This window comes from Salegentibacter sp. BLCTC, from assembly GCF_015143665.1.
GTDB classification, from domain to species: domain Bacteria; phylum Bacteroidota; class Bacteroidia; order Flavobacteriales; family Flavobacteriaceae; genus Salegentibacter; species Salegentibacter maritimus.
The window spans coordinates 20,482-47,172 of sequence record NZ_WYEW01000015.1; the positions used below are offsets into that span (position 1 = coordinate 20,482).

General features: G+C 38.0%; 21 protein-coding genes. 18 read left to right on the top strand and 3 right to left on the bottom strand.

All coding sequences use genetic code 11. The annotated features are described in order from the left end of the window. Nucleotides 1-184: 184 nt before the first annotated feature. From GUB10_RS15295 to GUB10_RS15305, 3 genes are all read right to left on the bottom strand, one after another. Nucleotides 185-3,691: a PAS domain S-box protein gene (locus tag GUB10_RS15295; protein WP_193712338.1), complete on the bottom strand. Its 3,507-nt coding sequence runs from the start codon at nucleotides 3,689-3,691 to the stop codon at nucleotides 185-187. Between the two features lie 46 nt (nucleotides 3,692-3,737). After that, a complete protein-coding gene (locus tag GUB10_RS15300; RefSeq protein WP_193712339.1) occupies nucleotides 3,738-4,133 on the bottom strand; it encodes a response regulator in 396 nt (131 codons plus the stop codon). A gap of 347 nt (nucleotides 4,134-4,480) precedes the next feature. Further along, a complete protein-coding gene (locus tag GUB10_RS15305) occupies nucleotides 4,481-5,704 on the bottom strand; it encodes a site-specific integrase (protein WP_193712340.1) in 1,224 nt (407 codons plus the stop codon). Between the two features lie 447 nt (nucleotides 5,705-6,151). Here GUB10_RS15305 and GUB10_RS15310 point away from each other — a divergent pair, with 447 nt between their 5' ends. The 18 genes from GUB10_RS15310 (at nucleotide 6,152) to GUB10_RS15395 (ending at nucleotide 26,355) form a co-directional block, all read left to right on the top strand. Further along, complete coding sequence (locus GUB10_RS15310; protein ID WP_008610969.1) at nucleotides 6,152-7,366, top strand: site-specific integrase; 1,215 nt, start codon at nucleotides 6,152-6,154, stop codon at nucleotides 7,364-7,366. A gap of 62 nt (nucleotides 7,367-7,428) precedes the next feature. Next, entirely contained in the window at nucleotides 7,429-7,755 is a 327-nt protein-coding gene (locus GUB10_RS15315; protein ID WP_225573949.1) for a DUF6660 family protein, read from the top strand. Nucleotides 7,756-7,880: 125 nt separating this feature from the next. After that, the gene (locus tag GUB10_RS15320; RefSeq protein ID WP_193712341.1) at nucleotides 7,881-12,314 is read left to right on the top strand and encodes a CusA/CzcA family heavy metal efflux RND transporter; all 4,434 of its coding nucleotides are present in this window, start codon (nucleotides 7,881-7,883) and stop codon (nucleotides 12,312-12,314) included. Nucleotides 12,315-12,334: 20 nt separating this feature from the next. After that, nucleotides 12,335-13,558: an efflux RND transporter periplasmic adaptor subunit gene (locus tag GUB10_RS15325; protein ID WP_193712342.1), complete on the top strand. Its 1,224-nt coding sequence runs from the start codon at nucleotides 12,335-12,337 to the stop codon at nucleotides 13,556-13,558. Nucleotides 13,559-13,653: 95 nt separating this feature from the next. Further along, a complete protein-coding gene (locus GUB10_RS15330) occupies nucleotides 13,654-13,983 on the top strand; it encodes a P-II family nitrogen regulator (protein WP_057482983.1) in 330 nt (109 codons plus the stop codon). Nucleotides 13,984-14,007: 24 nt separating this feature from the next. Beyond that, a complete protein-coding gene (locus GUB10_RS15335) occupies nucleotides 14,008-14,430 on the top strand; it encodes a Fur family transcriptional regulator (protein WP_057482984.1) in 423 nt (140 codons plus the stop codon). 26 nt (nucleotides 14,431-14,456) lie between these two features. Then, the gene (locus tag GUB10_RS15340; protein ID WP_057482985.1) at nucleotides 14,457-14,816 is read left to right on the top strand and encodes an STAS/SEC14 domain-containing protein; all 360 of its coding nucleotides are present in this window, start codon (nucleotides 14,457-14,459) and stop codon (nucleotides 14,814-14,816) included. 30 nt (nucleotides 14,817-14,846) lie between these two features. Next, nucleotides 14,847-15,065, top strand: coding sequence for an SHOCT domain-containing protein (locus GUB10_RS15345; RefSeq protein ID WP_008615618.1), 219 nt, complete (start codon nucleotides 14,847-14,849; stop codon nucleotides 15,063-15,065). A 57-nt stretch (nucleotides 15,066-15,122) separates the two neighbouring features. After that, complete coding sequence (locus tag GUB10_RS15350; RefSeq protein WP_057482986.1) at nucleotides 15,123-15,884, top strand: helix-turn-helix domain-containing protein; 762 nt, start codon at nucleotides 15,123-15,125, stop codon at nucleotides 15,882-15,884. A 277-nt stretch (nucleotides 15,885-16,161) separates the two neighbouring features. After that, nucleotides 16,162-18,714, top strand: a complete 2,553-nt coding sequence (locus GUB10_RS15355; protein ID WP_057482987.1) for a heavy metal translocating P-type ATPase — start codon at nucleotides 16,162-16,164, stop codon at nucleotides 18,712-18,714. Between the two features lie 35 nt (nucleotides 18,715-18,749). Then, nucleotides 18,750-19,178 (top strand): Fur family transcriptional regulator, encoded by a 429-nt coding sequence (locus GUB10_RS15360; protein ID WP_057482988.1) that lies wholly within the window; start codon nucleotides 18,750-18,752, stop codon nucleotides 19,176-19,178. A gap of 89 nt (nucleotides 19,179-19,267) precedes the next feature. Next, nucleotides 19,268-20,671, top strand: a complete 1,404-nt coding sequence (gene lpdA / locus GUB10_RS15365; protein ID WP_193712343.1) for a dihydrolipoyl dehydrogenase — start codon at nucleotides 19,268-19,270, stop codon at nucleotides 20,669-20,671. A 128-nt stretch (nucleotides 20,672-20,799) separates the two neighbouring features. Further along, complete coding sequence (locus GUB10_RS15370) at nucleotides 20,800-21,231, top strand: hypothetical protein (RefSeq protein WP_193712344.1); 432 nt, start codon at nucleotides 20,800-20,802, stop codon at nucleotides 21,229-21,231. A gap of 85 nt (nucleotides 21,232-21,316) precedes the next feature. Beyond that, on the top strand, nucleotides 21,317-22,108 hold the full coding sequence (locus GUB10_RS15375) for a cation diffusion facilitator family transporter (protein ID WP_027885442.1): 792 nt from the start codon (nucleotides 21,317-21,319) through the stop codon (nucleotides 22,106-22,108). Between the two features lie 44 nt (nucleotides 22,109-22,152). Next, entirely contained in the window at nucleotides 22,153-22,833 is a 681-nt protein-coding gene (locus tag GUB10_RS15380) for a lipoprotein signal peptidase (protein WP_009778866.1), read from the top strand. Nucleotides 22,834-22,835: 2 nt separating this feature from the next. Continuing rightward, nucleotides 22,836-23,834 (top strand): sodium:calcium antiporter, encoded by a 999-nt coding sequence (locus tag GUB10_RS15385; protein ID WP_009778867.1) that lies wholly within the window; start codon nucleotides 22,836-22,838, stop codon nucleotides 23,832-23,834. A gap of 12 nt (nucleotides 23,835-23,846) precedes the next feature. Beyond that, nucleotides 23,847-25,784: a heavy metal translocating P-type ATPase gene (locus tag GUB10_RS15390; protein ID WP_193712345.1), complete on the top strand. Its 1,938-nt coding sequence runs from the start codon at nucleotides 23,847-23,849 to the stop codon at nucleotides 25,782-25,784. Between the two features lie 82 nt (nucleotides 25,785-25,866). After that, nucleotides 25,867-26,355, top strand: a complete 489-nt coding sequence (locus GUB10_RS15395) for an asparaginase domain-containing protein (RefSeq protein WP_193712346.1) — start codon at nucleotides 25,867-25,869, stop codon at nucleotides 26,353-26,355. The last annotated feature ends 336 nt before the right edge of the window (nucleotides 26,356-26,691 follow it).

Here is a 26,691-nt window from a genome sequence, read left to right on the forward strand (position 1 = left end):
TAATAGGTTTCATCAAGTAATATTAATTCTAATTTGTACTCTTCCACGCTAAAAAGGGAACGATATAGATCATAAACTTTCTTGCCGTGTTTGAATGTTTTAAATTAGTTGCAGGGCCGGTGGGTTTAAAGTGTTTTAAGTAATTGTTTGATGCAAAGGATCACTTTCTATGACTCATGCAAAATTAATCTTTTTCATTATATAGAATGACTTTAAAAGTTGTACCAATATTTTCTTGACTCTCCACTTCAATTTTTCCGTTCATACTTTCTATTTGGTTTTTAACAATGAATAATCCTAAACCTCTAGAATCCTCATGGCTGTGAAAAGTCTTATACATTTTGAACAAACGGTCTCCGTGGTTTTTTAAATCCATTCCCAGACCATTATCTTTGAAGAATAGCATTGTTTTATCTTTCTTAACAGTACTGTAAATTTTTAAATAACTATTTCTTTCAGGTGACCTATATTTGATAGCGTTAGTGATGAAATTTAAAACTATACTTTCTATATAGGCAGGAACCCCCTTAATTTTTGCGTTTAGATCAACCAAGTTTTCAATGTTTATTTTTGCATTTCTTATTTGACTGGATAAGCTATCTATATTTTTTTCGATCACATCATGCAAATTGACAGTATGTAGATTAGCTTTATTGAAGCTAACTGATATTACATCACTAAGATCTTCCACGGTTTGTTGCAAATTTTCTGCGCCACGACTAACCATTATAAAAAGCTCATTACTTTTCAATTCTGGATGGTCGGTTTCTAATACATCTAATAGGCCAATAATTCCAGAGCTATGGGATCTCAAATTATGGGAAACGATATGAGCGAAATTCTTTAAGCGGTTGTTTTGATCCTGGGTGATGTCAAGCAAAGATTTAATCTCAGTTTCAACCCTTTTTAATTCTGAAATATCTACTGCCACTCCAAGATAGCCTGTAATTTTATCGTTTTTTTTAATAGCAGTTACTGATAATAGGACAGTAAACTTACTACCATCTTTTCTAATATAGGTCCATTCTTTAGCCCCAGATTTTTCTTTATGAGCCTCGTGGGTAAGTATTTCAAAATCTGAGAATTTTCGATTACTATCAGCAATTTTTTTTGCTTCATCCCTAATTTCCTGCTTTTCATGAATAGATAGTGGAGTTAATCTCCCGAGTACTTCCTCCTGCTTATATCCTAATGCAGTTTCTGCCCCTGAATTAAAATGAGTGATTAAGCCCTTTTTGTTAGTTGCAATGATAATTACTTGAGTACTTGCATCTAATATAGCCTGAAGATTGGAAAGGGCTGCCTGTAACTTTTTCTCTGCTTCTTTCTCTTTACTTATGTCCTGAATAAAAGACCAAATGAATTTATTTTTATTGAGATCCTCCACCATCACTCCCCGTAAAAGAACCGGGTATCTAGATCCATCTTTTCGTTTAAATTCTTTTTGAAATGGTCCGTACACTCCTGTTTCCTCCAAATGTTTGAGTGCATTTTTCTCTCTGGTCTCATATTCTATGGGGGTTAAATCCCAATAACTCAAATTCAAAAATTCTTTTCGAGTATAACCAGAAGGCTCAATCAACTTATTATTAACATCCTTAAATTTTCCCGTTTCAAAGTCATTAAGAGCAATACCAATAGGTGATAATTCGTACAAGGCATTTAGTAAATTCTGCTGATATTTTAATTTCTGGGTATGTTTCTTTGCTGCAGTAATGTCAATTATTTGAGATACGAAATAAAGAATGGCTCCACTATGATTCCTTACTACTGAAACAGCGAGAATTATATGAACAATATTTCCATTTTTATGAAAATATCTTTTTTCCAAATTATAATTCGTTCGTTTACCTTCAATTACTTCCTTAAGTAAATTTAAATCTTTATCTAAGTCTTCGGGATGGGTAATATCCTGAAAAGTAAGTTGCATCAGTTCTTCAGCTGTATAACCTAAGATTTCACAGACTTTTTCATTAACTTTTAACCATTTTCCTTCTTCATTAAGTAAAGCCATACCTATGGCTGCATTTTCAAAATTTCCCCTAAATGCTTCTTCACTTACTCTTAATTCTTCTTCGTATTTTTTACGTTGATTGATGTCCTGGAGAGTCCCGTACATTTTTAATGGTTTACCATCATGCGTCCATTCAAATACCTTCCCTCGCTCCATGACCCAAACCCAATCGCCATTTCTATGTTTCATTCTGCTTTCAAACTCGTAAAACTCGGCTCTTTTTTGGAAGCATTTCTTTAACAGATGATTGGATTCTATAAGATCATCTGGATGTGCCAGTCCAGTCCAGGTTTTTATACTTACCGGTTGTAGTTCCTCTAAAGTATAACCTAAAATTTCTGCCCATTTTTCATTAAAAATAGTCTCACCCGTTTGGACATTCCATTCCCAGGTGCCCACATTGGTGCCTTCAATAACAGATTTAAACCGCTGTCTAACATCCACAATATCCTGCACCGGACTTCCTTCTGGTAACACATAAACAACATTATCATGGTCGTCAAATATAGGTTTGAGTCTAAAAAGTATAGTAGTGGAAATTTTGTTTGCAGTCCATACCTTCACTTCGTAAGAAACCATTTCACCTTTTGCAGCTTTGTAAAAATTTCTTTTTAACTCCTCTTTGGTTTCTTCCGATATCTGCCACCAGTAACAATCCCAGAAAGGTTTGCCAATTACATCTTCTGGTTGAAGATTAGCAACTTTTAAAGCGGTCTCATTGGCTTCCAGTAGTGTTCCATCGAGATCTAAAAAGCCAATAAGTGTAAATGTGGAATTGAAAATTCCTCTAAATTTGAGTTCATTTTTCTTAAATTCTGTAATGTCCTGGAAGCTTCCAATCAATTTATCTCCTACTTTACGGCCTGTACTTCTTACCCAAATCTCATTATTTTTTGCTGTAATTAACCTGCAGGTTACATCAAATCGATTACCAGTTGCTATGGTATCCTCTATTGCTTTACTAATTTTTGCCCTATCGTTAGGATGATAAAATTCTATTGCACTTTTTTTATCAAATTCATAATCTAAAGACACCTCGTGAATATGATAAACAAATTCTGTCCAAATTGTTTTTCCCGTTCCTATATGCAGCTCCCAACCCCCAATTTTATTAGCTTGCTGAGTTTCTTCCAATAAATCAAGATTTTTCCTAAGTTCTTGATTAATATTACTGGCTTGAATTTGCTTTTTTCTTAACTCTAAAAGCTTCATCGCTTGGTTTCCGAGGCTACTCAATAATTTTTTTTGCTCATTACCTAGAATTTTAGGTTCAGAATCTATAACACATAAGGTGCCTAGTGCATATCCATTTTCATTAACCAATGGTACGCCAGCATAAAAACGTATGAAAGGTTCTTGTGTGACCAGAGGATTATCTTTAAAACGCTCATCTTCCTGCGCATTTTCTACTATAAATAATTTATCAGGATGGTTTACGGCATGAGCGCAAAAGGAAATTTCTTTACAGGTTTCGCTGCTTTTTAAACCTTCATTAGAAAGAAACAATTGTTTATCTGCTGTAATCAGACTTATAAGCGATATCTTGGTATGACAAATTTGAGCAGCCATTTTGGTTAGGAAGTCAAAATCGTCTTCTCTCGCTGCGGTTTCAATATTATAAGCATCTAACTCTCTTAATCTGGCACTCTCGTTACTAGTTTCTTCAGGTTTATTCATTTTCAATATTAAATTTGTCGTGCTATAAATTTGTTAAAAATGAATACTATATTCCTACAGTAATGAACTTCTTTATAATCTCTTCCAATGGTGGTAATTTTATAGGTTTTCTTAAAAATCCATCCATATACATAATATCTCCTATTTCTTCTAATTGATCTTTTTTATACCCGCTTAGCGCTATAATTTGTGCTCTTCCACCATCCGTTTCACACTCTCTTATTAGTCTTGCGGTTTCAAATCCATCTATGGTAGGTAATTCAATATCTAGAAATATAAGATCTACTTTGTTTTCTTTAAACTTTTGGATAGCATCTTCTCCATTCTTACAGCTTAATACCGTGGCATCAGGACATGTCTTTTTAATAAGTCGTTCAATTAGTAGAAGGTTTATAGCATTGTCATCAATAGCTAAGATGCAAATTTTTTGTGTAGGGTGCATATCAGGTCTTTTGGGGCGTGAACAATAAATTTAGTTTATCAATAATAAGGATTACTAGGTTATTCCCTAAACTGATAGTATTAAAATTAATTATATTATTAACAGGGAAATTTCAAAATTTTGCATTAAAAATTAGATATTTGGCTGTCATGGGAATGCTTTAAGTTTCTAGAAAAAAAACTCTTTCTCCTTGGAGATTTCTCTTTGTTTAAATCTTTTTGATTTTTAATAATCAATGATTATTTTATTTTGCTTTGAGGGAATTTATGTAAAGGTGTGACTGAAAATATTATTCACTAAACAATAAACAATACAGGAACTATCTATAGCTTAGTTGCCGAAAAAAATCAATTGCTGTTGTCAGCAGCCATTCGGCTTCTTAAATTATTCATATCCTCACTTAATTTCCCGTCCAAAATCTTGGCGTAATGTTGGGTAATTTTTATTGATTTATGACCAAGCATTTTACTTACACTTTCAATGGGAACACCGTTTGAAAGGGTAATTGTCGTAGCAAATGTATGTCTTGCAACATGGAAAGTTAGATTCTTTTCAATTTCACAGGCATCTGCAATTTCCTTTAAGTAGCTATTTGTTTTTTGATTGGATAGCACTGGTAAAAGAGTGCCCTTGGGATTTGTAATGTTTTTATATTTTTTAATAATTTCTTCTGGAACTTTTAAGAGTGGAATACTGCTTAGGGATTTGGTTTTCGTTCTTTTAAATTTTAACCATTGGCTACCATCAATTCCCCTAATAATATTTTGTGCAGTTAATTTTTCAATATCGGAATAAGAACATCCAGTATAACAAGAGAATATAAAAGCGTCCCTTACTTGTTCCATTCTTCGGATGCTAAGGCTCTTTTCCATTATTTTAATTATTTCCTCTTTCGTTAAAAATTCCCGATCTATAACCTGGCGCTTTAGTTTAAAATTGTAAAAGGGATCTTTTTCCAACCAGCCATTGGCCACAGCCATACGGACAACTTTTTTCAAATAGGCTAGATATTTTAAAGCAGAATTATGTGAAAGATTCAGATCTGTTTTCAAATAGTAAATAAAACTATTAATGAATTTTATGTCAATATCTTTTACGCGAAAATCATCAGTCTTAAAATGGGATGCAATAAAATTGGTTAAATGCTTTTTTGTGGTCTTGTAACGTTGTAGTGTTCTAAATGAATAATCTTTATTAACCAGTTTTTCCATTCTTAAATTATGATCCTGAAACATTTCCAGAATTCTCTTTTTCGATGAATCATCATTGCCTATAAATATATTTTTCAATACAGCTGCCGAAATATTCTCATCTGAATCCTGAAGTTTTTGAAATATAGTGTATAGGCGGTTTTTCATAATATCCAGATGCCTGTTTACTGATTTAGCTTCGTTCGATTGACCTTTAAAACAATTGGCTTTTGAATTCCATTTGTTTAATTCCACTCTTCTCATGGTACTAACTTCAGCTCTTTTTCCATTATAGGTGATTCTCATATAAACAGGAACTTTTCCTTGTTTGTTAGTTTTACTTCGCTTGATATAGAAGAGAATTGATAATAAGTTCTGCATAATGATATATTTTGAATGATAAATCTAAAGAAAAAAAACTAAACAAAATAGTTGTAAAATACATTAAATCAATATGTTAAGGTTGATTCGGTGACCTGTTTTGGACTTTTGAAAAGGGCACCGAATGGGACACTTTTAATATCTGTTCAAATGTTATTATTTGATATTATAAAAAATAAAAAACCCCGTAAACATTGAGTTTTACGGGGTTTTGGTTTTGTTTGAAGTCTTAAAAGTACTCGAGGCGGGAATCGAACCCGCACTTCCGAAGAAACTGGATTTTGAATCCAGCGTATTTGATATTAAATTTCACTAAATACACTTATAATCAACTGATTAATAAATATTTAATTTTTATTGATTTCATTTGATATGGTCTAAAATCAATAAATGTTGTACCTATGTTGTACCAAAAATGATTATCTTTATATTCTCAATACTTAAGATATGGCATCAAACGCAAAAATAGTACTTCGGAAAAAGCCCAATAAAGAAGGGCATTGTCCTCTTTGTATTCGTATTACTAAAAACCGTCGCTCAAATTATCATTATATAGGTCATAATATTGACCCTAATGATTGGGATGGAAAAAATATTAGAGTTAGAAAATCACACCCTTACTCAGATAGGTTAAACGGCTTGCTTAGTACTAAACTGTCTGAGGCGAATAAGATGCTGATTGATTTGCAATCGAGCAAAAAGGATATATCGGCTAATCAAATAAAAGAGAAACTTTATGCATCTTCCGAATCAGTTACTTTTTTCGAAGTGGCACAAGATTTTCTTGATGATTTAGAAGCAAACGAAAAGCTGTCTAGGCTCTCGACCGACAAGGCTCGTGTTAACCACGTATTGAACTTTACCAAATCAAAACAACTTACCTTTCAAGAAATTGATGAAAACTTTCTAAAGAGATTTAAAACTTACCTCCGTACAAAACACAACCTATCGGAAAGGTCGATAGTAAATAATCTTATTGTGATTAGAACTATCTATAATAGAGCTATTAAATTGGGTATAGTAGATAGAAAACTCTATCCCTTCGGTTCAGATAAAATACGGATTAAGTTCCCTGAAACCGAAAAAATAGGCCTTACCAAAAATGAGGTCATAAAACTTGAATCCGTTGAAAATCTGACCGACAACGAGACTCACGCTAGAAATGTTTGGCTTTTCAGTTTTTATTTTGCCGGAATTCGGGTAGCTGACGTATTGAAAATTCGTTGGACCGATATTTATGACGAAAGGCTGCATTATCGAATGAACAAGAATTTAAAATTGTTATCCCTTAAAATCCCAGATAAAATATTTCCGATTTTGGAATATTATCAGGACAGTAAACAAAATGATGACGATTTTATATTTCCGGAAATGAAAAAGGCAAATTTACAAGATGCAAAAGATGTCTATGCTAAAACAAAAACGGCCAACAAGAAATTCAATAAATATTTGGTATCGGTCGCTGATAAAGCCAAAATATCAAAAAAAGTAACTATGCACATTGCTAGACATACATTTGGGAATATATCGGAAGATAAAATCCCAATTAATATGCTCCAAAAATTATATAGACATTCATCGATTACCACTACTATAAATTACCAATCTAACTTTATGCATAGGGATGCCGATAATGCTTTGGATAGCGTCATTAATTTTTGATTTCTGAAATTCTAAATCATCTTTGCACAATCTGTGCATTGATTTTTTTTTATCTTTGTAGTGTGAAAATTATCGCTGTCATATTATCTCTATATATATTCGGGCTTAACTTATTAGCCTGTAATGATAGTGACACTTCACAAGTGATTTCTGATTCAGAAGTAACAGTGGTTGCTACGCAGAATTTAGATATCGACTATTCACATGATAAAGTAGCAGATTTATGCCCTCCTTTTTGTAGTTGCCATTGCTGCCATGTGCATACAGTAGATTTCGGTTCTTCAAATTTCAAGGCTTTGATTATTGAAATTCCATCAAAAGCCTTTGTCCATTTTGACAGCTCAGTGGAAGAACCTATCCTTTCTTTTTTAGATCCCCCAAAAGTATAATTCAGTTTTTATAGGATAACTATATCCTTTCTCATCCTGGAGTTCTACAAATTCTCCGGACCAGTATTATCGATTTTTTCAACTCTTAGAAAATATCGAAATGTTTAACTGAATTAATTTTTTATATGATCAATAGAATCATTTCATTTTCCATTAATAATAAATTTATTATTGGGCTACTTACCTTAGCACTTATAGGAACAGGTATTTGGTCCATGATGACCGTTAACCTGGGATCGGTACCAGATATTACTAATAATCAGGTTCAGGTGATTACCCAGTCACCTAATCTTGCCACAGAAGATATTGAACAATTTGTAACCTATCCTGTAGAACTTTCGATGGGTAATTTACCTGGGGTTACAGAGATTCGCTCTATTTCACGTTTTGGACTTTCGGTAGTTACTATTGTTTTCAAAGATGATATGGGAACCTATCTTCCTCGTCAACTTGTACAGGAAAAACTAAATGAATTGGGAGAGACCATTCCCGATAAATTTGGAAGTCCTTCGATGGGGCCTATTTCAACCGGATTAGGTCAAATCTATGAGTATACCATAAAGCCAAAAAAGGAATATGAAACAGAATATTCCCCTATGGAGCTTCGAACTATTCAGGATTGGATAGTTAAACGACAGCTAACCTTACTGGATGGGGTGGTGGAAGTAAATTCTTTTGGAGGCTCCATAAAACAATATGAGGTAGCAATAAACCCGGAAAAATTAAACAGTATGGGTATAAGTATCTCTGAGGTTTACGAGGCTTTGGCTCGAAATAATGTAAATACAGGGGGAGCTTATATTGAGAAAAATAAAATGTCAAATTTTATTAGAGGTGAAGGTTTAATCCGTTCACTGGAAGATATAAGGAAAATTGCTATTACTACCGAAAATGCTGTTCCGATAACTATTGGAGATGTTGCGGAAGATGTTCAGTTTGGAAATCAGGTACGCTACGGGGCTTTCACCCAGGATGGAGAAGAAGCCGTAGGTGGGATAATTATGATGCTAAAAGGTGCCAATCCCAATGCTGTAATTCAGGATGTTAAAGATAGGATGGCAGAAGTTGAAAAGTCACTTCCTGAAGGTTTAACCATAGAACCAATTATTGATCGGAGTGAATTGATAGCCAGAACGACTGATACAGTCAAAACTAATTTACTGGAAGGTGCATTAATAGTAATTTTTGCCCTGGTATTATTATTAGGTAGTCTAAGAGGTGGTCTTATTACCGCAACCACGATTCCACTATCACTGCTTTTTGCTTTTATTTTAATGAAACAATTCAATGTCTGGGCTAATCTAATGAGTTTGGGCGCTATTGACTTTGGAATCATTATAGACGGTGCAGTGATTATCATCGAAGGAACCGTGTATGAAATACAAAAACGGATTAGATCAGGCAAACTGAAATTTACTCAGGCTAAAATGGATGAAGTAGCCTATGATGCGGGAAGTACGATGATGAGTTCCGCGTTTTTTGGACAGATTATAATTCTTATTGTATTCACTCCTATACTTTTTCTTACGGGGGTAGAAGGAAAGATGTTTAAGCCTATGGCTTATACCTTCGGTTTTGCGATGATTGGAGCTATTTTCTTATGTCTTACCTATGTCCCTATGATGTCTGCCCTATTTATGAAACCCATTCAGAATAAAAAGAACTGGTTTGGAAGATTTGAACGCTGGTTGGAAAGGTTAAGTGATAAGATAATTGGTGGAATCCAAAAAGTGTATATGCCTTTACTGAAAGGGGCATTAAAACTGAAGCTCATTGTTGTTGGGGCCGCCGCCATTCTACTTGTGATAGCCGGATTTATCTTTTCCAGAATGGGAGGAGAATTTGTGCCTCAACTTGATGAAGGAGATATTGCCATGCAGGCTTTGATCAGACCAGGGAGTTCATTAACAGAATCTATTGAAGTTTCCAAAAAAATAGAAAACATACTCCTAGAAAATTTCCCTGAAATTAAAACGGTAACCGCAAGGATTGGAGTAGCCGACATTCCTACAGATCCAATGCCAATGGATATCGCAGATATGTATCTGATCCTTGAAAAGGATAAGGATAAATGGACAAGCGCTGAAACTAAAGAAGAACTTATAGCACAGATCAAGGAAAAACTGAATAAAGAACTTACAGGGGTAAATCTGGTGTTTACTCAACCTGTAGAATTAAGGTTCAACGAATTATTAGAAGGAGTAAGAGAAGATATTGCGGTTAAACTATATGGGGAGGACCTGGATGTGTTGTCGGAAAAGGTACAGGAAATGGCTAATATTATCCAGACCGTACCTGGAGCAGGAGATGTTAATCCTGAACGAACATCTGGGCTGCCACAAATGACCGTGAAATTTAACCGTGATAAAATTGCTCAATATGGCCTGGATATCCAAAAAGCAAATGATTATATAAGTACTGCTTTTGCGGGAGGAACCGCAGGAGTCATTTTTGAAGGAGAAAAGCGATTCGATTTAGTAGTAAGATTTGATGAAGAACATAGAAAGAATATTGATGACTTGCGTGGAATGTATATCGATCTTCCCGACGGAACTCAGGTACCGATAAAAGAAATAGCAGATATCGAATATGTTCCGGGCCCTATGCAAATTTCGAGAGATGATACCTACAGAAGAACCTATGTGGGTGTAAATGCCCGGGGAAGGGATGTAGAGTCAGTCGTTAATGATATTCAGCAAAGATTAGATGAAGAATTAGAATTACCTCCCGGGTATTATATAACTTATGGGGGGGAATTCGAAAATCTTCAGAGTGCTAAGGACCGCTTGATAATTGTTGTACCCATTGCCCTTTTCTTGATATTTGTTCTTCTATATTTTGCCCTAAAATCGTTTTCCCAATCTGTCATGATCTATATAGCCATACCCCTCGCTGCCATTGGAGGTGTTTTTGCCCTTTGGTTGCGGGGAATGCCATTCAGTATTTCTGCTGGGGTAGGTTTTATTGTATTATTCGGGGTTGCAGTTTTAAACGGGCTGGTACTAATAAATAGATTCAATTCTTTAAAAGAAGAAGGAGTAACCAGTATAAGAGATAGAATTTTTACAGGAACCAAAGAACGAATACGACCTATTATGTTAACAGCAACAACAGATATTTTCGGTTTTTTACCAATGGCATTTTCCACATCAGCCGGTGCAGAAGTTCAACAACCACTTGCTACGGTGGTTATAGGTGGGATGCTTACAGCTACACTGCTTACGCTGGTTGTATTACCAGTACTATATACCCTTGTAGAAAGAAAACGAGAGAAAAAAGAACAGAATAAACTAGGTTCTTCCAATTCGCGATCTTTAGCTACGATTTTGATAATTGGCTTAGTTTTAGGCGGAACCTTTTCTGTAAATGCACAATCTGATGCAATGTCATCTGAATATTCACAACAGGATTCTTTACAAACAATTAGCTTGGAAGAGGCTAGAGAAATCGCAATTAAAAATTTTCCCCAGCTAAAAGCTGCCCAACTTGAAATTGAAAGTGAAGAAGTACTGCGTAAAACCGCTTATGATTTTGGAAATACCCAAATCTTTACAGGAAAGGAAGAAGTAGGAAATGGTTCTGATGGAATTTATACCCAGATTGGCGTCCAACAACAAGGCATTGATATTTTCGGAATTGCCCCGCGTTTAAAATTGCAGAAAGAAAGGGTCGCATTGGCCGAAAATGCTTTAGAATTAAATACTTTAGAAGTTGAACGTGAAGTAAGTAGAGCCTGGGCGTCAGTTTATACCCGGAAAAAAATGTATCAGGTTTACCGGAAGATGGACTCAATTTTTGAAGACATTGAAAGGGCCGCAAGGATTCGATATGAGACAGAAGCTACCTCTAAACTCGAATATCTTGCCACTTCTAATCAGGGGAATGAGGTAAAAATACAATTAGAACAGTCCTATCGAAATTACCTGAAATCATTGCAGCGCCTAAACCTCTGGTTTGCCAGTGATACGATCTATGATGTACCAGATTTGCCCGTTGAAACCTTAGACGAACCTTTGAACTTTCTGGTAGAGTCCCTTGAAAATCATCCATCGCTTCAGGTTTCTGAACAAAGGGTGGATATTGCAAAAGCAATTACCAGAGAACGAAAATCAGAATTTCTGCCCAAATTTCAGGGCCAGTATGCCAGGCAGGAAATAAATGGACAGTCGGGATTCTATCAATATCAATTGGGAATTCAAATCCCGCTATTTTTTGGACCGGAATTAGGACGTACACAAGAAGCTAAAGTCCATCGAAAGATTGCCGAGCAAAATTTTTACCAGGATAAACTCGAACTGGAAACCGCCTATAAAAATATGCGGGAAGAATTCATCAAATGGAGAAACTCCTGGAATTATTATAAAAATGAAGCGCTTCCATTGGCTAAGGAGCAACAGGATGGAGCTGTATTAGCTTTTAAGGAAGGAGCTATAGATTATGTAACCTTCCTTCAGAATATAAGAGATGCCATTAGAATTGAGGTAAATGCCTGGGGTGCTTTCGATGATTATCTCGATAGCCGGTACCAACTTGAATATTACCTTGAAAATTCAAATTAAAAACTAAGAAAGAAAACGATATGAACATAAGATCAATAAATATTTTAATGCTTGCCTTATCACTTACATTGTTTTTGGGGTGTGAAGAAAATTCTAATTCGGAAAAAGATACTCAGGAGACTAAAGCATCGGATTCTAAAGAAACACAAGGTCACAATGAAGAAGAAGGCGGGATGCGCTCGGTACATCTTTCAGAGATGAAATTTAATAGTTTGGGAATCAAAGTAGATACCTTACCTAAGAAAGCATTATCAGGAATAGTGGAAGCCAATGGACAACTAGAAGTGCCGCCTCAATACGAAGCTACAGTTACGGCCGTCTTAGGGGGCAATATAAATTCAATAAAAGTTATTGAAGGGGATAAAGTAAATAAGGGTCAGATACTGGCTTACCTTTCCCATCCTACTTTGACGAAAATCCAAACGGACTATATAAATGCATACAGCCGGATGCAGTTTTTGGAAAAGGAATTTGCAAGGCAAAAACGATTATATGAAGCCGAAGTAGGGTCGGGGAAATCTTTTCAACAAACACAGGCAGATTATCAGTCTGTACAAGGTGAAGTACGTGGATATGAATCACAATTACGTCAGTTAAACCTGAGTGTTTCGAGGGTTAGAAATGGGGAACTTTACGAATATATACCGGTAGTTAGTCCTATTGAAGGTTATATAGAAAAAGTAAAGGTGCAAATTGGCCAATATGTAGAACCACAAACCAGTATGTTTATGGTAGTTGATAATGAACATGTTCATGCCGATCTAATGGTTTTTGAAAAAGATATTTATAAGGTTAAAGAAGGTCAAAAAATTTCTTTTACGCTGGAATCGGTTCCTGGAAGTAATTTAACGGGAGAGATTTATTCCGTGGGAAAACAATTTGAACAAAACCCCAAAGCGGTACACGTACATGCAGAAATAGATAATAAGAAAGATTATCTTATTCCTGGTATGTATATCAAAGGAAAAATCAGGACGGGTGAAGAAGCTGTTCCTGCCTTACCGGAAGAAGCAATAATTGAAGAAGAAGGAAATCCCTACATCTTTACGGCCCAAAAACACCAGGAAGATGGTGAAACCGAGTGGGAATTGAAACCGGTGCAGGTAAGAACGGGAATAACTGAAGATGGTTGGGTTGAAATTAAACTGCTGGAGCCTCTGCCTGAAGGTACTTTGGTTGCTTATAATAATGCCTATTATCTGGTCTCTGAAATGCAGAAAAGCCAGACTTCCCATGGTCATTAAATTAAAAAAAATAGATGGATGGACTCTCTGTTAAATGTTTGTCTTGATTAAAATTCCAGAGGGTTCATCCTTAATACTAAATTAAAACCACAGTAATGAAAGAAATAAAAGCATTTATAAAGCCAAAACGGGTTCAAATAGTGATAGAATCCCTTAGCGAAAGCGGATTCAAAAGTATGACGCTGTCTCAGGGGGAAGGTACCGGAGCATTTAAAGCAAAAGGCGCATCACCTTCTTTAGATTTCCGTGTAACCGACAGCCCGGTGGTAAAGTTAGAACTGGTATGTCAAAATGAAGAAGCACAATCGGCTATCAATATCATCCTGGAAAACGGGAAAACACCGGATCCAGGTGATGGCATCATTTATTTGTCTGACATTGAAGATGCTTTCAAGATAAAAACCGGGGAATCCTTAAAGCGTTAAATTTTCTAAACCCTTTTACGCCCAATGGAAAAAATAGTAAAAAAGTTAGAAAGCAAAGGCATCCGCCCTACGGCAATGCGCCTGATGACCTATAAACGGTTGGCACAATTGAATGTGGCCATTAGTTTAGGCGACCTTGGGAAAGATTTCGAAAGCTCGGAAAGGAGTACGCTTTTCCGTACTATGAAGACATTTGAAGAAAAAGGAATTGTGCATCAAATTGAGGATGGCACCGGCATCATTAAATATGCCCTGTGTGAAGACAATTGTGAATGCGAGGTGGGTAACGACCTTCACTTACATTTTCATTGCAATAGTTGCGGGGAAACCGTGTGCCTTACAGAACATAAAATCCCTCAGATAAATCTGCCCGAAGGTTACGTGGCAGAGGATATTAATCTGGTGGCTAAGGGAGTCTGTGAGAAATGTAGCAATGACTTGGATTAAGTTTTTTGATTTAAAAAATTGGAACAATGATGAAAATTTATAAAAAAGAAAACAAGGTATATATGGTAGCTCAAAATAGATTGGATGCTACCGATTATGACAATTTGATATCTCAATTAAAAAACCATATACAGGCAAACCATAAAGTATACTGGTATATTGAAATGGAAAATTTTGAGGGGTGGACTGCAAGTGCGTATTGGAAGGGCATTGAACTGAAACTTCCGAATGAAGAACGCGTTAAAAAGGTTGCATTGGTGGGAATTACAAAATGGCAGGAACAGTTTACCGAAGTTTTGATACCCTTTACAAAGGCACATATTAAATTCTTTAGCCTTGAAGAAAAACATTTGGCCAAGGAATGGATGGAGAAAGGAAATCATTAAAAAAGTTAAATAAATTTAAACAGAAAGATTATGATGGACAACTGGAATTTTGGGGGAATGCACTGGATATGGTGGGGGCTTTGGATAATCCTCATCTTTTGGATATTCTTAATTCCTTATCCCACCCCGGGACAAAATAGACGGAAGGATAAGGCTATGGAAGCCCTGAGAGAACGATACGCCCGGGGCGAGATAAGCGATGAGGAATTTGAACAAAAGAAGAAAGTCCTTCAGGATAAGAAGAAGTAGTTATAAGGCACAGGCATCGAAAGCGATGGCACCTATGGCTTATAAAAGAAGGTAAAAATGAAAAAACGCAAAGTATTTGTTTTTATATTCATTGGATTAGCCCTTGGCTTATTTATAATACAGCCCCTGGTTATTTCACTCCACATGTATGACATGCAGGGAGGTAATGGCGAATGGTGGAAATCTCTGCTTGCTTCATATCAGCAGGAAGTTAGTTCATGGGATTTGGATCAAGCCATCATCAAATTGCTATTTGGACTGCTGGGCATTGCCTTGTCGCTTATGTTTATGGTCAGGCAAAGAATATTTCAATTGACCGGAAGAAGAGATAAGCTGGAGGAGATCAGGGAGCTGATTGCGGCAGGAGAAAACCAGCAAGTAGAATTTAAATCTACCTTGAGATGGGATTTGAGGCAGTTTAAACCGAATAAGGCTTTGGAGGACGTAATAGCAAAAACAATTGCCGGGTTTATGAACACCCAAGAAGGGCATTTAATTATCGGAATTGATGATGAAGGTAGTATTCTGGGGCTGGAACAGGATTGCGGTACTTTAAAAAAACCTGGCAAGGACGGGTTTGAGCAATATATAATGCAATTGGTGTCCCTCAAGTTCGGCACTCATTTTTGCCCTTTGGTTAAAGTGGCCTTTTACCAATTCGAAGAAAAGGATATCTGTTATGTAAGGGTTCACAAATCACAAAAACCTGTGTATTTGAATTTGGGCGATCGTTCGCATTTCTTTATCAGAACCGGGAACGGAACCCGCGAGTTGGATATGCCTGAGGCTCTGGAGTATTTGGAGATACACTTAAATTAATATAAACCCTATAAAATTGAAAAAATGATATAGGTATTGGACATAGAAAAAGAAAACTTGATTGCTGCTAAAATCAATGGTAGAATCACGAAGAAGGATATAAAAAACCCATCCGCTAATCCACAATATCATCGAAAAAAGTCATAAAATTTGTAGGCGAAAAAAATAGCAGGAATGGGTCGTTAAAGCTACTCATTTCTTTACCGGTTCAGAAGTCAAATATTTTGACCTTCAGGATAAGGAACAAGCAAAAAACTGGATACAAATAACTAAGGATATGAAAAAACTAAAAATCAAAATTCCCGTAATCCTTCCACAGGTACCTAATGAAAAAGACGCTTGTGTGGAAAGGCTAATTAAGGAACTGGAAGCCGAAAATGGCCTTGAAAAAGTCCACATAGCGGATGATCAGGAAGATACGGTGCCACAATTGTGCTTTCATTACGATCCGGATATAATTTCTATTGACCGCATTCAATCATTGGCAGAAAGAACCGGGGCTGAAATTACCGCGAAATATGGACATTTGCTTATAGAGGTTGAGGGGATTAGACATACCCGGCATGCAAGGACTATAGAAAAGAGTCTGTTGAATATCAATGGTGTTTTGGAAGCTTCCGCCAATGCCGGAGGAATGATCCGTTTAGAATATGATAAACGGGAAACAAGTTTTGATGAGATAACTACAAAGCTCGAAAAAGAAAACCTACAAGTTAAAAAAAGCTCCTCTGCTGAGAATAAGGGCTTTAAATCTGCCGAAAAGAATCCTCAAAATTTAAATAAAGAAAAGGTAAGGGATATAGAAGAACAAAAGCATAAAGATACTGATCTCCAGAATCATAGAGAAGCGGATAGCCACGGGGCCGGGGAAGAACATTCCCACGCCCACGGAGGTATTTTTGGGAAAAACACCGAACTTATTTTTGCTATTATTTGTGGTGCTCTTTTGGGTATTGGTTTTGGTTTGTCCTACGTAACATCAATACCGGAATGGGTCAGCTTATCCCTATACATAGGTGCCTACTTTTTTGGAGGTTACTTTACAGCAAAAGAAGCCATACAGACCGTAGCCAAAGGTGGATTTGAAATTGATTTTCTCATGTTGGTCGCAGCTATAGGAGCAGCTATTCTTGGGGAATGGGCTGAAGGAGCTTTGTTATTATTTCTCTTTAGCCTGGGGCATGCCTTGGAGCATTATGCAATGAACAAAGCACGAAAATCTATAGCTGCACTGGCAGAACTGGCGCCAAAAACAGCTTTGGTTAAGAAAAATGGTAAAACGGAAGAAGTTGGTATCGAAAAACTCAATATTGGGGATATCATTGTGGTGAAACCAAATAGTAAAATATCTGCAGATGGCGTAGTGGTAGATGGGCAGAGTAGTGTTAACCAGGCTCCAATAACCGGGGAGAGTGTACCGGTAGATAAAGTTCCCGTAGAAGATGTTGAGAAGGATTACTCAGAGGTAGATGATATTAAAGATGAAAACCGCGTTTTTGCCGGAACGATCAATGGGAACAATACTTTGGAGATTAAAGTTATCAAAGCAGCCAAAGATTCAACGCTTTCCCGATTGGTGAAACTGGTTAACGAAGCTCAGACTCAAAAATCGCCTACCCAGTTGCTCACCGATAAATTTGAAAAATATTTTGTGCCGTCCGTCCTTATTTTGGTCGGGATTCTTTTGTTTGCTTTTTTAGTTATTGACGAACCCTTTAGCGCCAGCTTTTACAGGGCGATGGCCGTATTAGTAGCTGCAAGTCCCTGTGCGTTGGCAATCTCGACCCCAAGTGCTGTATTAAGTGGAGTGGCCAGAGCTGCCCGTGGCGGGGTATTAATTAAAGGAGGGCGCCCTCTGGAGGACCTGGGGGTTATTACCGCCCTAGCCTTTGATAAAACCGGAACTCTAACGGAAGGAAAGCCAAAACTTACCCAAGTGGTGCCACTTGGGGATATTTCAGACAATGAACTTCTCAAAATAGCAGTAGCCGTGGAAGGTCTTAGTGATCACCCCCTGGCCAAAGCTGTAGTTCGTGATGGAAAAGAGCGTCTGGAAGGCGAGGAAATCCCAAATGCCTCTAATTTAGAGGCAGTTCTGGGTAAAGGGATTAAAGCATCATTTGGCAATGATAAAATCTATATAGGTAACCTCGACCTGTACGAAGGGCTTGATGAGAGTACACCTTCCGAAAAAATAGCTACGAAAGTGCGTGGTCTTGAAGGTGGTGGAAATACAACAATGCTTATACGAAAAAATGAAGAATATATAGGCATCATTGCATTAATGGATACCCCTCGTGAAGCCGCCAAGGGAACCCTTAAAAAATTAAAAGAAATAGGAATTAAACGAATGATCATGCTTACTGGTGATAACCAGAAGGTAGCAGACGCAGTAGCAGAAGAAATAGGATTGACCGATGCCTGGGGTAGTTTATTACCGGAAGAAAAAGTGGATGCTATAAAAGAATTAAAAGAAAAGGAATCCAAGGTGGCAATGGTGGGCGATGGCGTTAATGATGCCCCTGCCATGGCAAACAGCACTGTAGGAATAGCTATGGGTGCTGCGGGAAGTGATGTAGCCCTGGAAACGGCGGATATTGCGCTAATGGCCGATAAGTTGGAAACCCTGCCCTTTGCCATAGGTTTAAGCAGGAAGGCAAAGGCGATTATCAGGCAAAACCTTTGGGTTAGCCTTGGTATTGTGGCCCTGCTTATACCTTCAACCATATTCGGCTTGGCAAATATTGGAGTGGCGGTAGTAATCCATGAAGGTTCGACGCTTCTGGTGGTTTTTAATGCGTTAAGGCTTTTGGCTTATAAAAAAGATTAGATCCGGACTTAGACTGTTTTTCGAAAGAATATAAAATGACAAAAACGGAAAAAAAATTATCGTCAAAAGGGATACGTCCCACTGAAATGAGGTTGAAAATTTACAAATACCTCAAAAGGAAAACTTATGCAGTAAGTTTAAATGAAATGCAAAAAGTCTTTATCAATAAAAATATCAAAACAGCCAATAAGACCACTTTCTACAGGGCGATAAAGCTCTTTGAGAAAAAAAGCATGGTGCACCAAATTGACGATGGAACTGCTTTTGCAAAATATGCGATTTCCGATGAAAACGCCAAAGGTAAACACAGTACAGATTTACATATGCACTTTCATTGTACCAATTGTAAGAAAACAATCTGTTTACCAAATAAAATATCGGAAGAGAGTTTGCCAAACCAGTATGAGGTGAACGATGTGAACCTAGTTTTAAAAGGGATATGTAAAAACTGTAGTAAAAAATAATAGGTGGGAGTGCCTTAAGCCTGAATCCCAGCCCCCAATGGTCAAGCTTAAGGTTTTTTCCACCGTAACTAACTTAAAAAAATGTGAATATGGAAAAATTTGATGTAACTATAATAGGATCTGGCCCGGGCGGGTATGTAAGTGCGATCCGTTGCGCCCAATTAGGATTAAAAGTAGCCATTATTGAAAGGTACAACACGCTTGGCGGCACCTGCCTTAACGTGGGCTGTATCCCGTCAAAAGCCTGGTTGGAAGCCTCTGAGCATTATTACAAACTCAAGCATCAATTCGAAAATTTTGGGATTGATGTTAAAGAAGCCAATGTCGATATCAAAAAAATGAACCAAAGGGTTCAGGATGTGGTACAGGAAATCATCAATGGCGTTGGGTATCTGATGAAAAAGAACAAAGTTACCGTCTATGAAGGCCACGGCACCATCAAGGACAAAAACACGATTGAGATTAAGGCCGAAGCTAAAACGGAAACTATAGAAACCGATAAAATTATCATTGCCACAGGGTCCAAACCCGCTTCCTTGCCCAATATTAAAATCGATAAAAAAAGGATAATCTCTTCTACCGAGGCCCTTGCGCTACAGGAAATTCCCGACCATTTATTGGTCGTTGGTGGAGGCGTTATCGGGGTTGAGATAGGTTCTGTTTTCGCCCGCCTGGGCTCTAAGGTGTCTATTGTGGAATATTTTGATAGCCTCATCGCCACTATGGATGGCGCACTGGGACATCAATTGCATCGTTCCCTAAGAAAACAGGGAATTGAGTTTTATTTGGAACATAAAGTGACCAATGCAACAGCAACGGACAACAAAGTTGAATTGAAAGCGGAAAACCTGTCCGATAAAAAAGAAATGAATTTAGAAGGCGACTATTGCCTTATGGCCATTGGCCGGAAACCGTACACCGCCAATTTAGGCCTTGAAAACATTGGCGTGGAAACCAATGAGAAAGGACAGGTAACGGTAAATGAGAACCTTGAAACCAATGTCAAGGGTGTATATGCCATTGGGGATGTAATCCGAGGGGCAATGCTTGCCCATAAAGCCAGTGAAGAGGGCGTTTTTGTAGCCGAAAGGATAGCAGATCAAAAGCCACATATCAATTATTCGCTTATTCCTAATATTGTTTATACCCAGCCCGAAGTGGCCGGGGTAGGCTTAACCGAAGAAGAATTGAAAGAAGCAGGAAGAAGTATTAAAACAGGCTCTTTTCCTTTTAAGGCCAACGCAAGGGCGAAAATAAGTATGGACACCGACGGCTTCATAAAAGTAATCGCAGATAAAGAAACTGATGAGATATTGGGAGTGCATATGATAGGGCCACGCATTGCAGACAGCTATACCGAAGCGGTGGTAGCGATGGAATTCAGGGCATCTGCCGAAGATGTTGCAAGGATGTCCCACGGGCACCCAACTTTTTCAGAAACCTTTAAAGAGGCCTGTCTGGCAGCCACCGAAGACAGAGCGTTGCATATTTAACGGCCTTAATTTAATTGTAAAATCGGATTAGGCAGTTTTTAATCATTTCATAAGACTTAAATCAGTTTGTATTAAGTTTAAGTTTATGGTCTAAAAAATAAAATAAATATTTTAAAAATGTAAAGAGCATGAGAACTATTCCGAAAGACAAAAACATCGATAGTAGTTTGACGCTACTTCGTGACGGCTATGAATTTATTCAGAAAAAGCGTCAAAAGCTTTGGTCCGATATTTTTAGAACCCGTTTGATGTTAAAGGAAACGATCTGCATGAGTGGAAAAGAAGCCGCGGAGGTTTTCTATGACACTGAAAAGTTTCAGCGAAAAGACGCTGCTCCTAAAAGAGTGCAAAAAACATTATTCCTCCAGAAGGGTGTCCAGACACTGAATAATTCAGCATACAGGCAAAGAAATGAAATGTCTATGTCTTTGATGAAACCGGATAGCCTGCGGGGGTTCCTAAAAATTCAAAAGAGCCACTGGGAAACATACATTGGTAAATGGGAGAAAGATGAAGAGCAAAAGTGCCTTTGCCGGAGTGGTTTCAGGCAGAAGAAGTAAACCTGCTGCTAAAAGGATTTTGTAACAATTGTATCCGGATAAAGGACAACTATTATAACGAATATTAAAAATAAAAAAAGAGATAATGGAGAAAACAACATTTAAGATAACCAAAATGGATTGCCCTTCGGAAGAGCAGATGATCCGGATGAAGTTGGAATCTTATGCTCAAGTGAAATATTTGGATTTTGATATTCCCAACAGGAAATTGGAAGTATATCATGTGGATGGCATTGAAGATATACAAACATCAATAGCCGGTTTAAACCTTGGGGATTCTTTAGAGGGAACCACAGAAGCCGAACCACCCGTAATGGAAGACCAATCCAAACAAAAAAGAATCCTTTGGTGGGTCTTGGGCATCAACTTTGGTTTTTTCGTTATCGAAATGACCACAGGTTGGATTTCCTCTTCTATGGGACTTGTGGCGGATTCGTTGGATATGCTGGCAGATTCCATCGTATATGCGCTAAGCCTATTCGCGGTAGGCGGTGCCATTTCAAGAAAAAAGAAGGTCGCAAAATTCAGCGGGTATTTTCAGATGGCATTGGCAACACTTGGTTTTGCAGAGGTATTAAGAAGGTTTTTTACCAGTAGTGAAACACCAATGTTCCAGTGGATGATTGTAGTTTCCATTTTAGCCCTACTGGGGAACCTTATTTCGCTTTGGTTGATAAACAAGGCTAAAAGTAAGGAGGCCCATATGCAGGCCAGTGCCATTTTTACGTCCAATGATATTATTGTAAACGGTGGGGTTATAGTGGCAGGGGTACTGGTCTATTTTCTGAATAGCAAATGGCCCGATTTGGTGATTGGCGGCATCGTCTTCACGTTTGTAATGCGGGGCGCCATAAGAATTTTAAAATTATCTAAATAATGCAAATATATGTTGCACAAGACGTTGGGAAACAATAGGAAATTATGAATAAAAGTAGTGTAGCATTATTGATTTTACTGTTGTTGGCAATAGACCAGACCATAAAGATTTATGTGAAGACCCATTTTTATTATGGCGAGGAGTACTACGTATTTGGCCTGGATTGGTTTCGCTTGCATTTTTTGGAAAATCCCGGAATGGCCTGGGGCTTTAAGTTTGGGGAGGGATATCTGGCCAAGCTTGTTTTGATCCTATTTCGGCTGGCCGCCATTGTTTGGGGGACTTTTTATATCAAAAAGATGATACGTGAAGGATATGCAAAGGTTTTTGTAATCTGTGCAGCATTTATATACGCAGGTGCATTGGGTAATTTGATTGACGGTGCATTTTACGGACTGATCTTTGAAAAAAGTGATCCGGCAGTACAAAACGTTGCAGAAATATTCCCGTCAGGGGGTGGATATGCTGGATTTTTAAATGGCAATGTCGTGGATATGTGGTTCCTTCCCATTATTGATACAAGGCTTCCGGAGTGGCTGCCATTTTGGGGAGGTAATCAATTTACTTTTTTTGACCCTGTATTTAATACCGCAGATGTCTGGATTAGCACGGGAGTGATTTTACTCCTGATCTTTCAAAGCCAACAAAAAAAAGACCAGAAAATATCGGAAAATAAAAAGTTGAAATATACTGAGGGTAACAGAAAAATTATAAACAACGATTAGTTATGAACGTTTGGCTTTGGGTAGTAGTATTGGGATTGGCAGCTTGGGCTGCCCATTGGGGTGCGGACCAACTCTTGACGCCTTTAAAGATGCTCCGTAAGCAATGGGGGCTTACAGCTTCTGCAGGAGCAGCTCTCCTTGCCATTGTGACCGCCAGCCCCGAGGTAGCTGTAAACGTTACCAGTGCAGCCCGGGGAGTATCGGAAATTGGTCTGGGCAACCTTTTGGGTTCCAATATAATTTCCATTCCGTTGATGGTTAGCATAGCCTATTTCGCTTCCAGAAAGCAATTTAAAAATAATAAGGAACACCAAAAACATCTGGATGCCAACCTACTGGCTCTGAACAAACGTTCTGTTTCGGTATTGTCCATCCCCTACCTGGCAATCATTGCTTTGGTAGCTATACTAACCCTTCCCAAAGCCTGGCGTGGATTACAACCCATCGATGGCTATATTATGCTGGCTGCCTATGCTGCTTTTTTAACGCATGCCATTATAAAAGGCAGGGAAAAGGGCGAAAAAGTAGAATGGGACAAAAAGAAAGTCTGGTTATCCGTGGCCGGGGCCCTGGCCATAGCTGTGGGTGCTTTTTTTATTGTTAAGGCAACAGAAAATATTGTTTCGGCCCTGAATATTTCTGAAATCGTTGGGGGATTGTTCATCACGGGTATAATGACCACCGCGCCTGAAATATTTAAGACCTGGAGCGTGGTGAAAGGAGGCGAAGTAACGGCAGGCACCACTAGTGTTATCGCAGATAATGCTGTTACGATGACGGTCGCCTTTTTCCCGTTGGCGCTGGTTACTACCCCTATCGAAGATTTCCAGTTGTTTTGGGTGAATCTTGCCTTCGTTGGACTGATGCCGCTTTTGTACTCCCTTTTTGTCCATCAAAGCAAGGAACTTCACGGTTTTAGCAGATGGCAGATATTCGCGTTCGATGCAGCCTATATCGTCTATCTATTGACAATGGTATTTTTTGTTCTAAAACTATTTTAAAATAAAACATATATGAAAAAGAAAAAACTAAATCTAAGAGACCTCAAGGATCCTTCAATTGAAAATAAGGTTTCATCACAACTGAGCATTAAGGAATACATCCCTTCCATATTCAGTTTTGTGATGTTGATAGCGGGAATTGCTATTGATTACTTTGATGCCTTTCCGTTTTTTAAAGGTTGGGTACGAATCGCTTGGTATGCGGTAGCCTACATCCCCGTTGGTTTTCCTGTTATAAAAGAGGGATGGAAAAGTATCAGGGACGGTGATTTCTTTACCGAATTCTTCCTAATGTCTATCGCAACCTTAGGGGCGTTCGCCATTGGGGAATACCCGGAAGGTGTGGCCGTAATGCTGTTTTACGCCGTGGGCGAACTTTTCCAAAACGCAGCTGTAAAACGAGCAAAGGGCAACATAAAGGCGCTTCTTGATGTACGTCCTAATGAGGCCGTGGTGTATCGGAACGGCGATTATGTTTCGGTCGATCCCGAGACCGTTGAAATTGGAGAAAAAATACAAGTGCGCGTAGGTGAAAAGTTCCCTTTAGATGGCCAATTGCTATCTAAAAAAGCATCGGTCAATACCGCAGCGATTACGGGGGAAAGCAAACCCGACACCATTGCCAAAGGAGACAAGGTTTTTGCCGGGAGCATCAATCTAGAAGGTGTTGTAGAAGTGGAAACCACCAAGGAATTTAAGGATAGTTCCATTGCTCGAATTCTCGATATGGTGCAAAATGCCACAGCACGTAAATCAAAGACCGAACTGTTTATAAGGAAATTTGCACGCATCTATACTCCTATCGTAGTTTTCTTAGCAGTATGCTTAACGTTTTTACCTTATTTTTTTGTGGACGGGTACGTATTTCAGGAGTGGTTATACCGGGCCTTGATTTTTCTGGTAATTTCTTGTCCCTGTGCATTGGTGATTTCCATTCCCCTGGGTTACTTCGGTGGGTTGGGTGCAGCATCCCGAAACGGTATTCTATTCAAGGGTGCATCCTTCTTGGATGCAATGACCCAAGTGAATACGGTAGTAATGGACAAAACAGGAACCGTTACTCACGGGGTATTCAAAATAAAGGAAATCAAACCCATAACATTAGAAAAGGCAACGTTTATGAAGTACCTGATGGCGATGGAAGAACAATCCACACATCCCATTGCCAAGGCGATCTTGGAATATAAAGCGGACGGTTCTGATTATGAGGCCACCAATGTTTCAGAGGTTGCCGGAAAAGGATTGAAAGGGATGGTCAACGGAAAAACAGTACTTGTAGGTAACAAAGCATTGATGACCTCAAACAGTATTGAAGTTCCTTCGGAAACAGATGGTATTGTAGAATCAATTGTTATGGTGTCTATTGACGGAAAATTTGAAGGTTATGTAACCATTGCAGATGAATTAAAGGATGATGCACACCAAGCCATTAAACAAATTCGAGATTCAGGAATTTCCAGGATTATAATGCTATCAGGCGACAAGGACTCTATTACACAACAAGTTGCAAAAGAGTTAAATATCGATTGGGCAAAAGGTGGATTGTTGCCTGAAGACAAATTGAACGAAGTCGAAGAACTCAAAAAGCAATCCGGAACCAAAGTAGCATTTATAGGCGATGGTATTAACGATGCCCCGGTTTTGGCGATAAGTGATGTTGGCATTGCAATGGGTGGTTTGGGTAGTGATGTGGCCATCGAAACGGCGGATGTCATTATCCAGACCGACCAACCCTCTAAAATTGCAAGGGCAATAAAAATAGGTCGGTCTACAAGACGCATCGTATGGCAGAATATTGGTCTGGCTTTCGGTGTAAAAATTATCTTTATGATTTTGGGCGCAATTGGTATGGCCACATTGTGGGAAGCAGTTTTTGCAGATGTTGGTGTCGCATTTCTGGCTATTCTCAATGCGGTAAGATTACAGAAAATGAAGTGGCAGGATTCTTAGAACGCTTATTACGGCCGAGCAAATAAAAGTAGTTTCAAATAAATTAAAGCTATCTTTATAAGTCAGAATAGGTCATTAATCAATGATTCATATTTTCACAACAGGCGGCACAATCGAGGGACTGGACTATACAGATGATGTTGGTATTACTTCATCCAACGTAGGGATTGAAGATTTTTTGAATAAAGCCAATATCGATTTTGAATACACCATAGAAAATGTTTTTAAAAAAGACAGTCGTGTCGTAACAGATGATGACAGAAAGCTGTTGGTGCGCAAGATAAAGGAAACTAATGCGACTAAGATACTGATTACCCACGGTACTTTCACGATGGAGGATACCGCAAAATATATAGGAAAACTCAATTTGAACAAAACAATCGTTTTAGTTGGGTCTTTCATTTTGGGTTCATCTGCAGATACAGATGCACCCTTTAATTTGGGGTATGCAATTAGCTCATTACAGCTTCTAAAACCGGATGTTTATATTGCTATGAACGGACAAATTTTTAATTGGGACAATGTTTCCAAGAATTTAGAAACCAACAAATTTGAGCGCAATGAGAAGTAGCGTAAATGTTTGGCACATCGATACATTGGACAACTTTTTTCTATCTATTAATAGATACGTTCATAGTATTGCTTACACTCTACTTTTCCAGAAAGAAAACGCGAAGTAGTCTAAGGCGTTTTCTCTACCTCGGAATCCTGTTTGTTGCTTATAATGCTACTGGTGGTTTTTTGCCAATTGACGACTTTCCTGGTCCATTTATTTTACAGTATATTATCTGGACTTGCAAGAAAAAGTCGGACATTTTTTCTAAGACCTATGCTACATTTTTAAATTGATAAAATTTTTGTTCTACTTCATAAGGAGTTTTATACCCTAAAAAAGAGTGTAAACGTT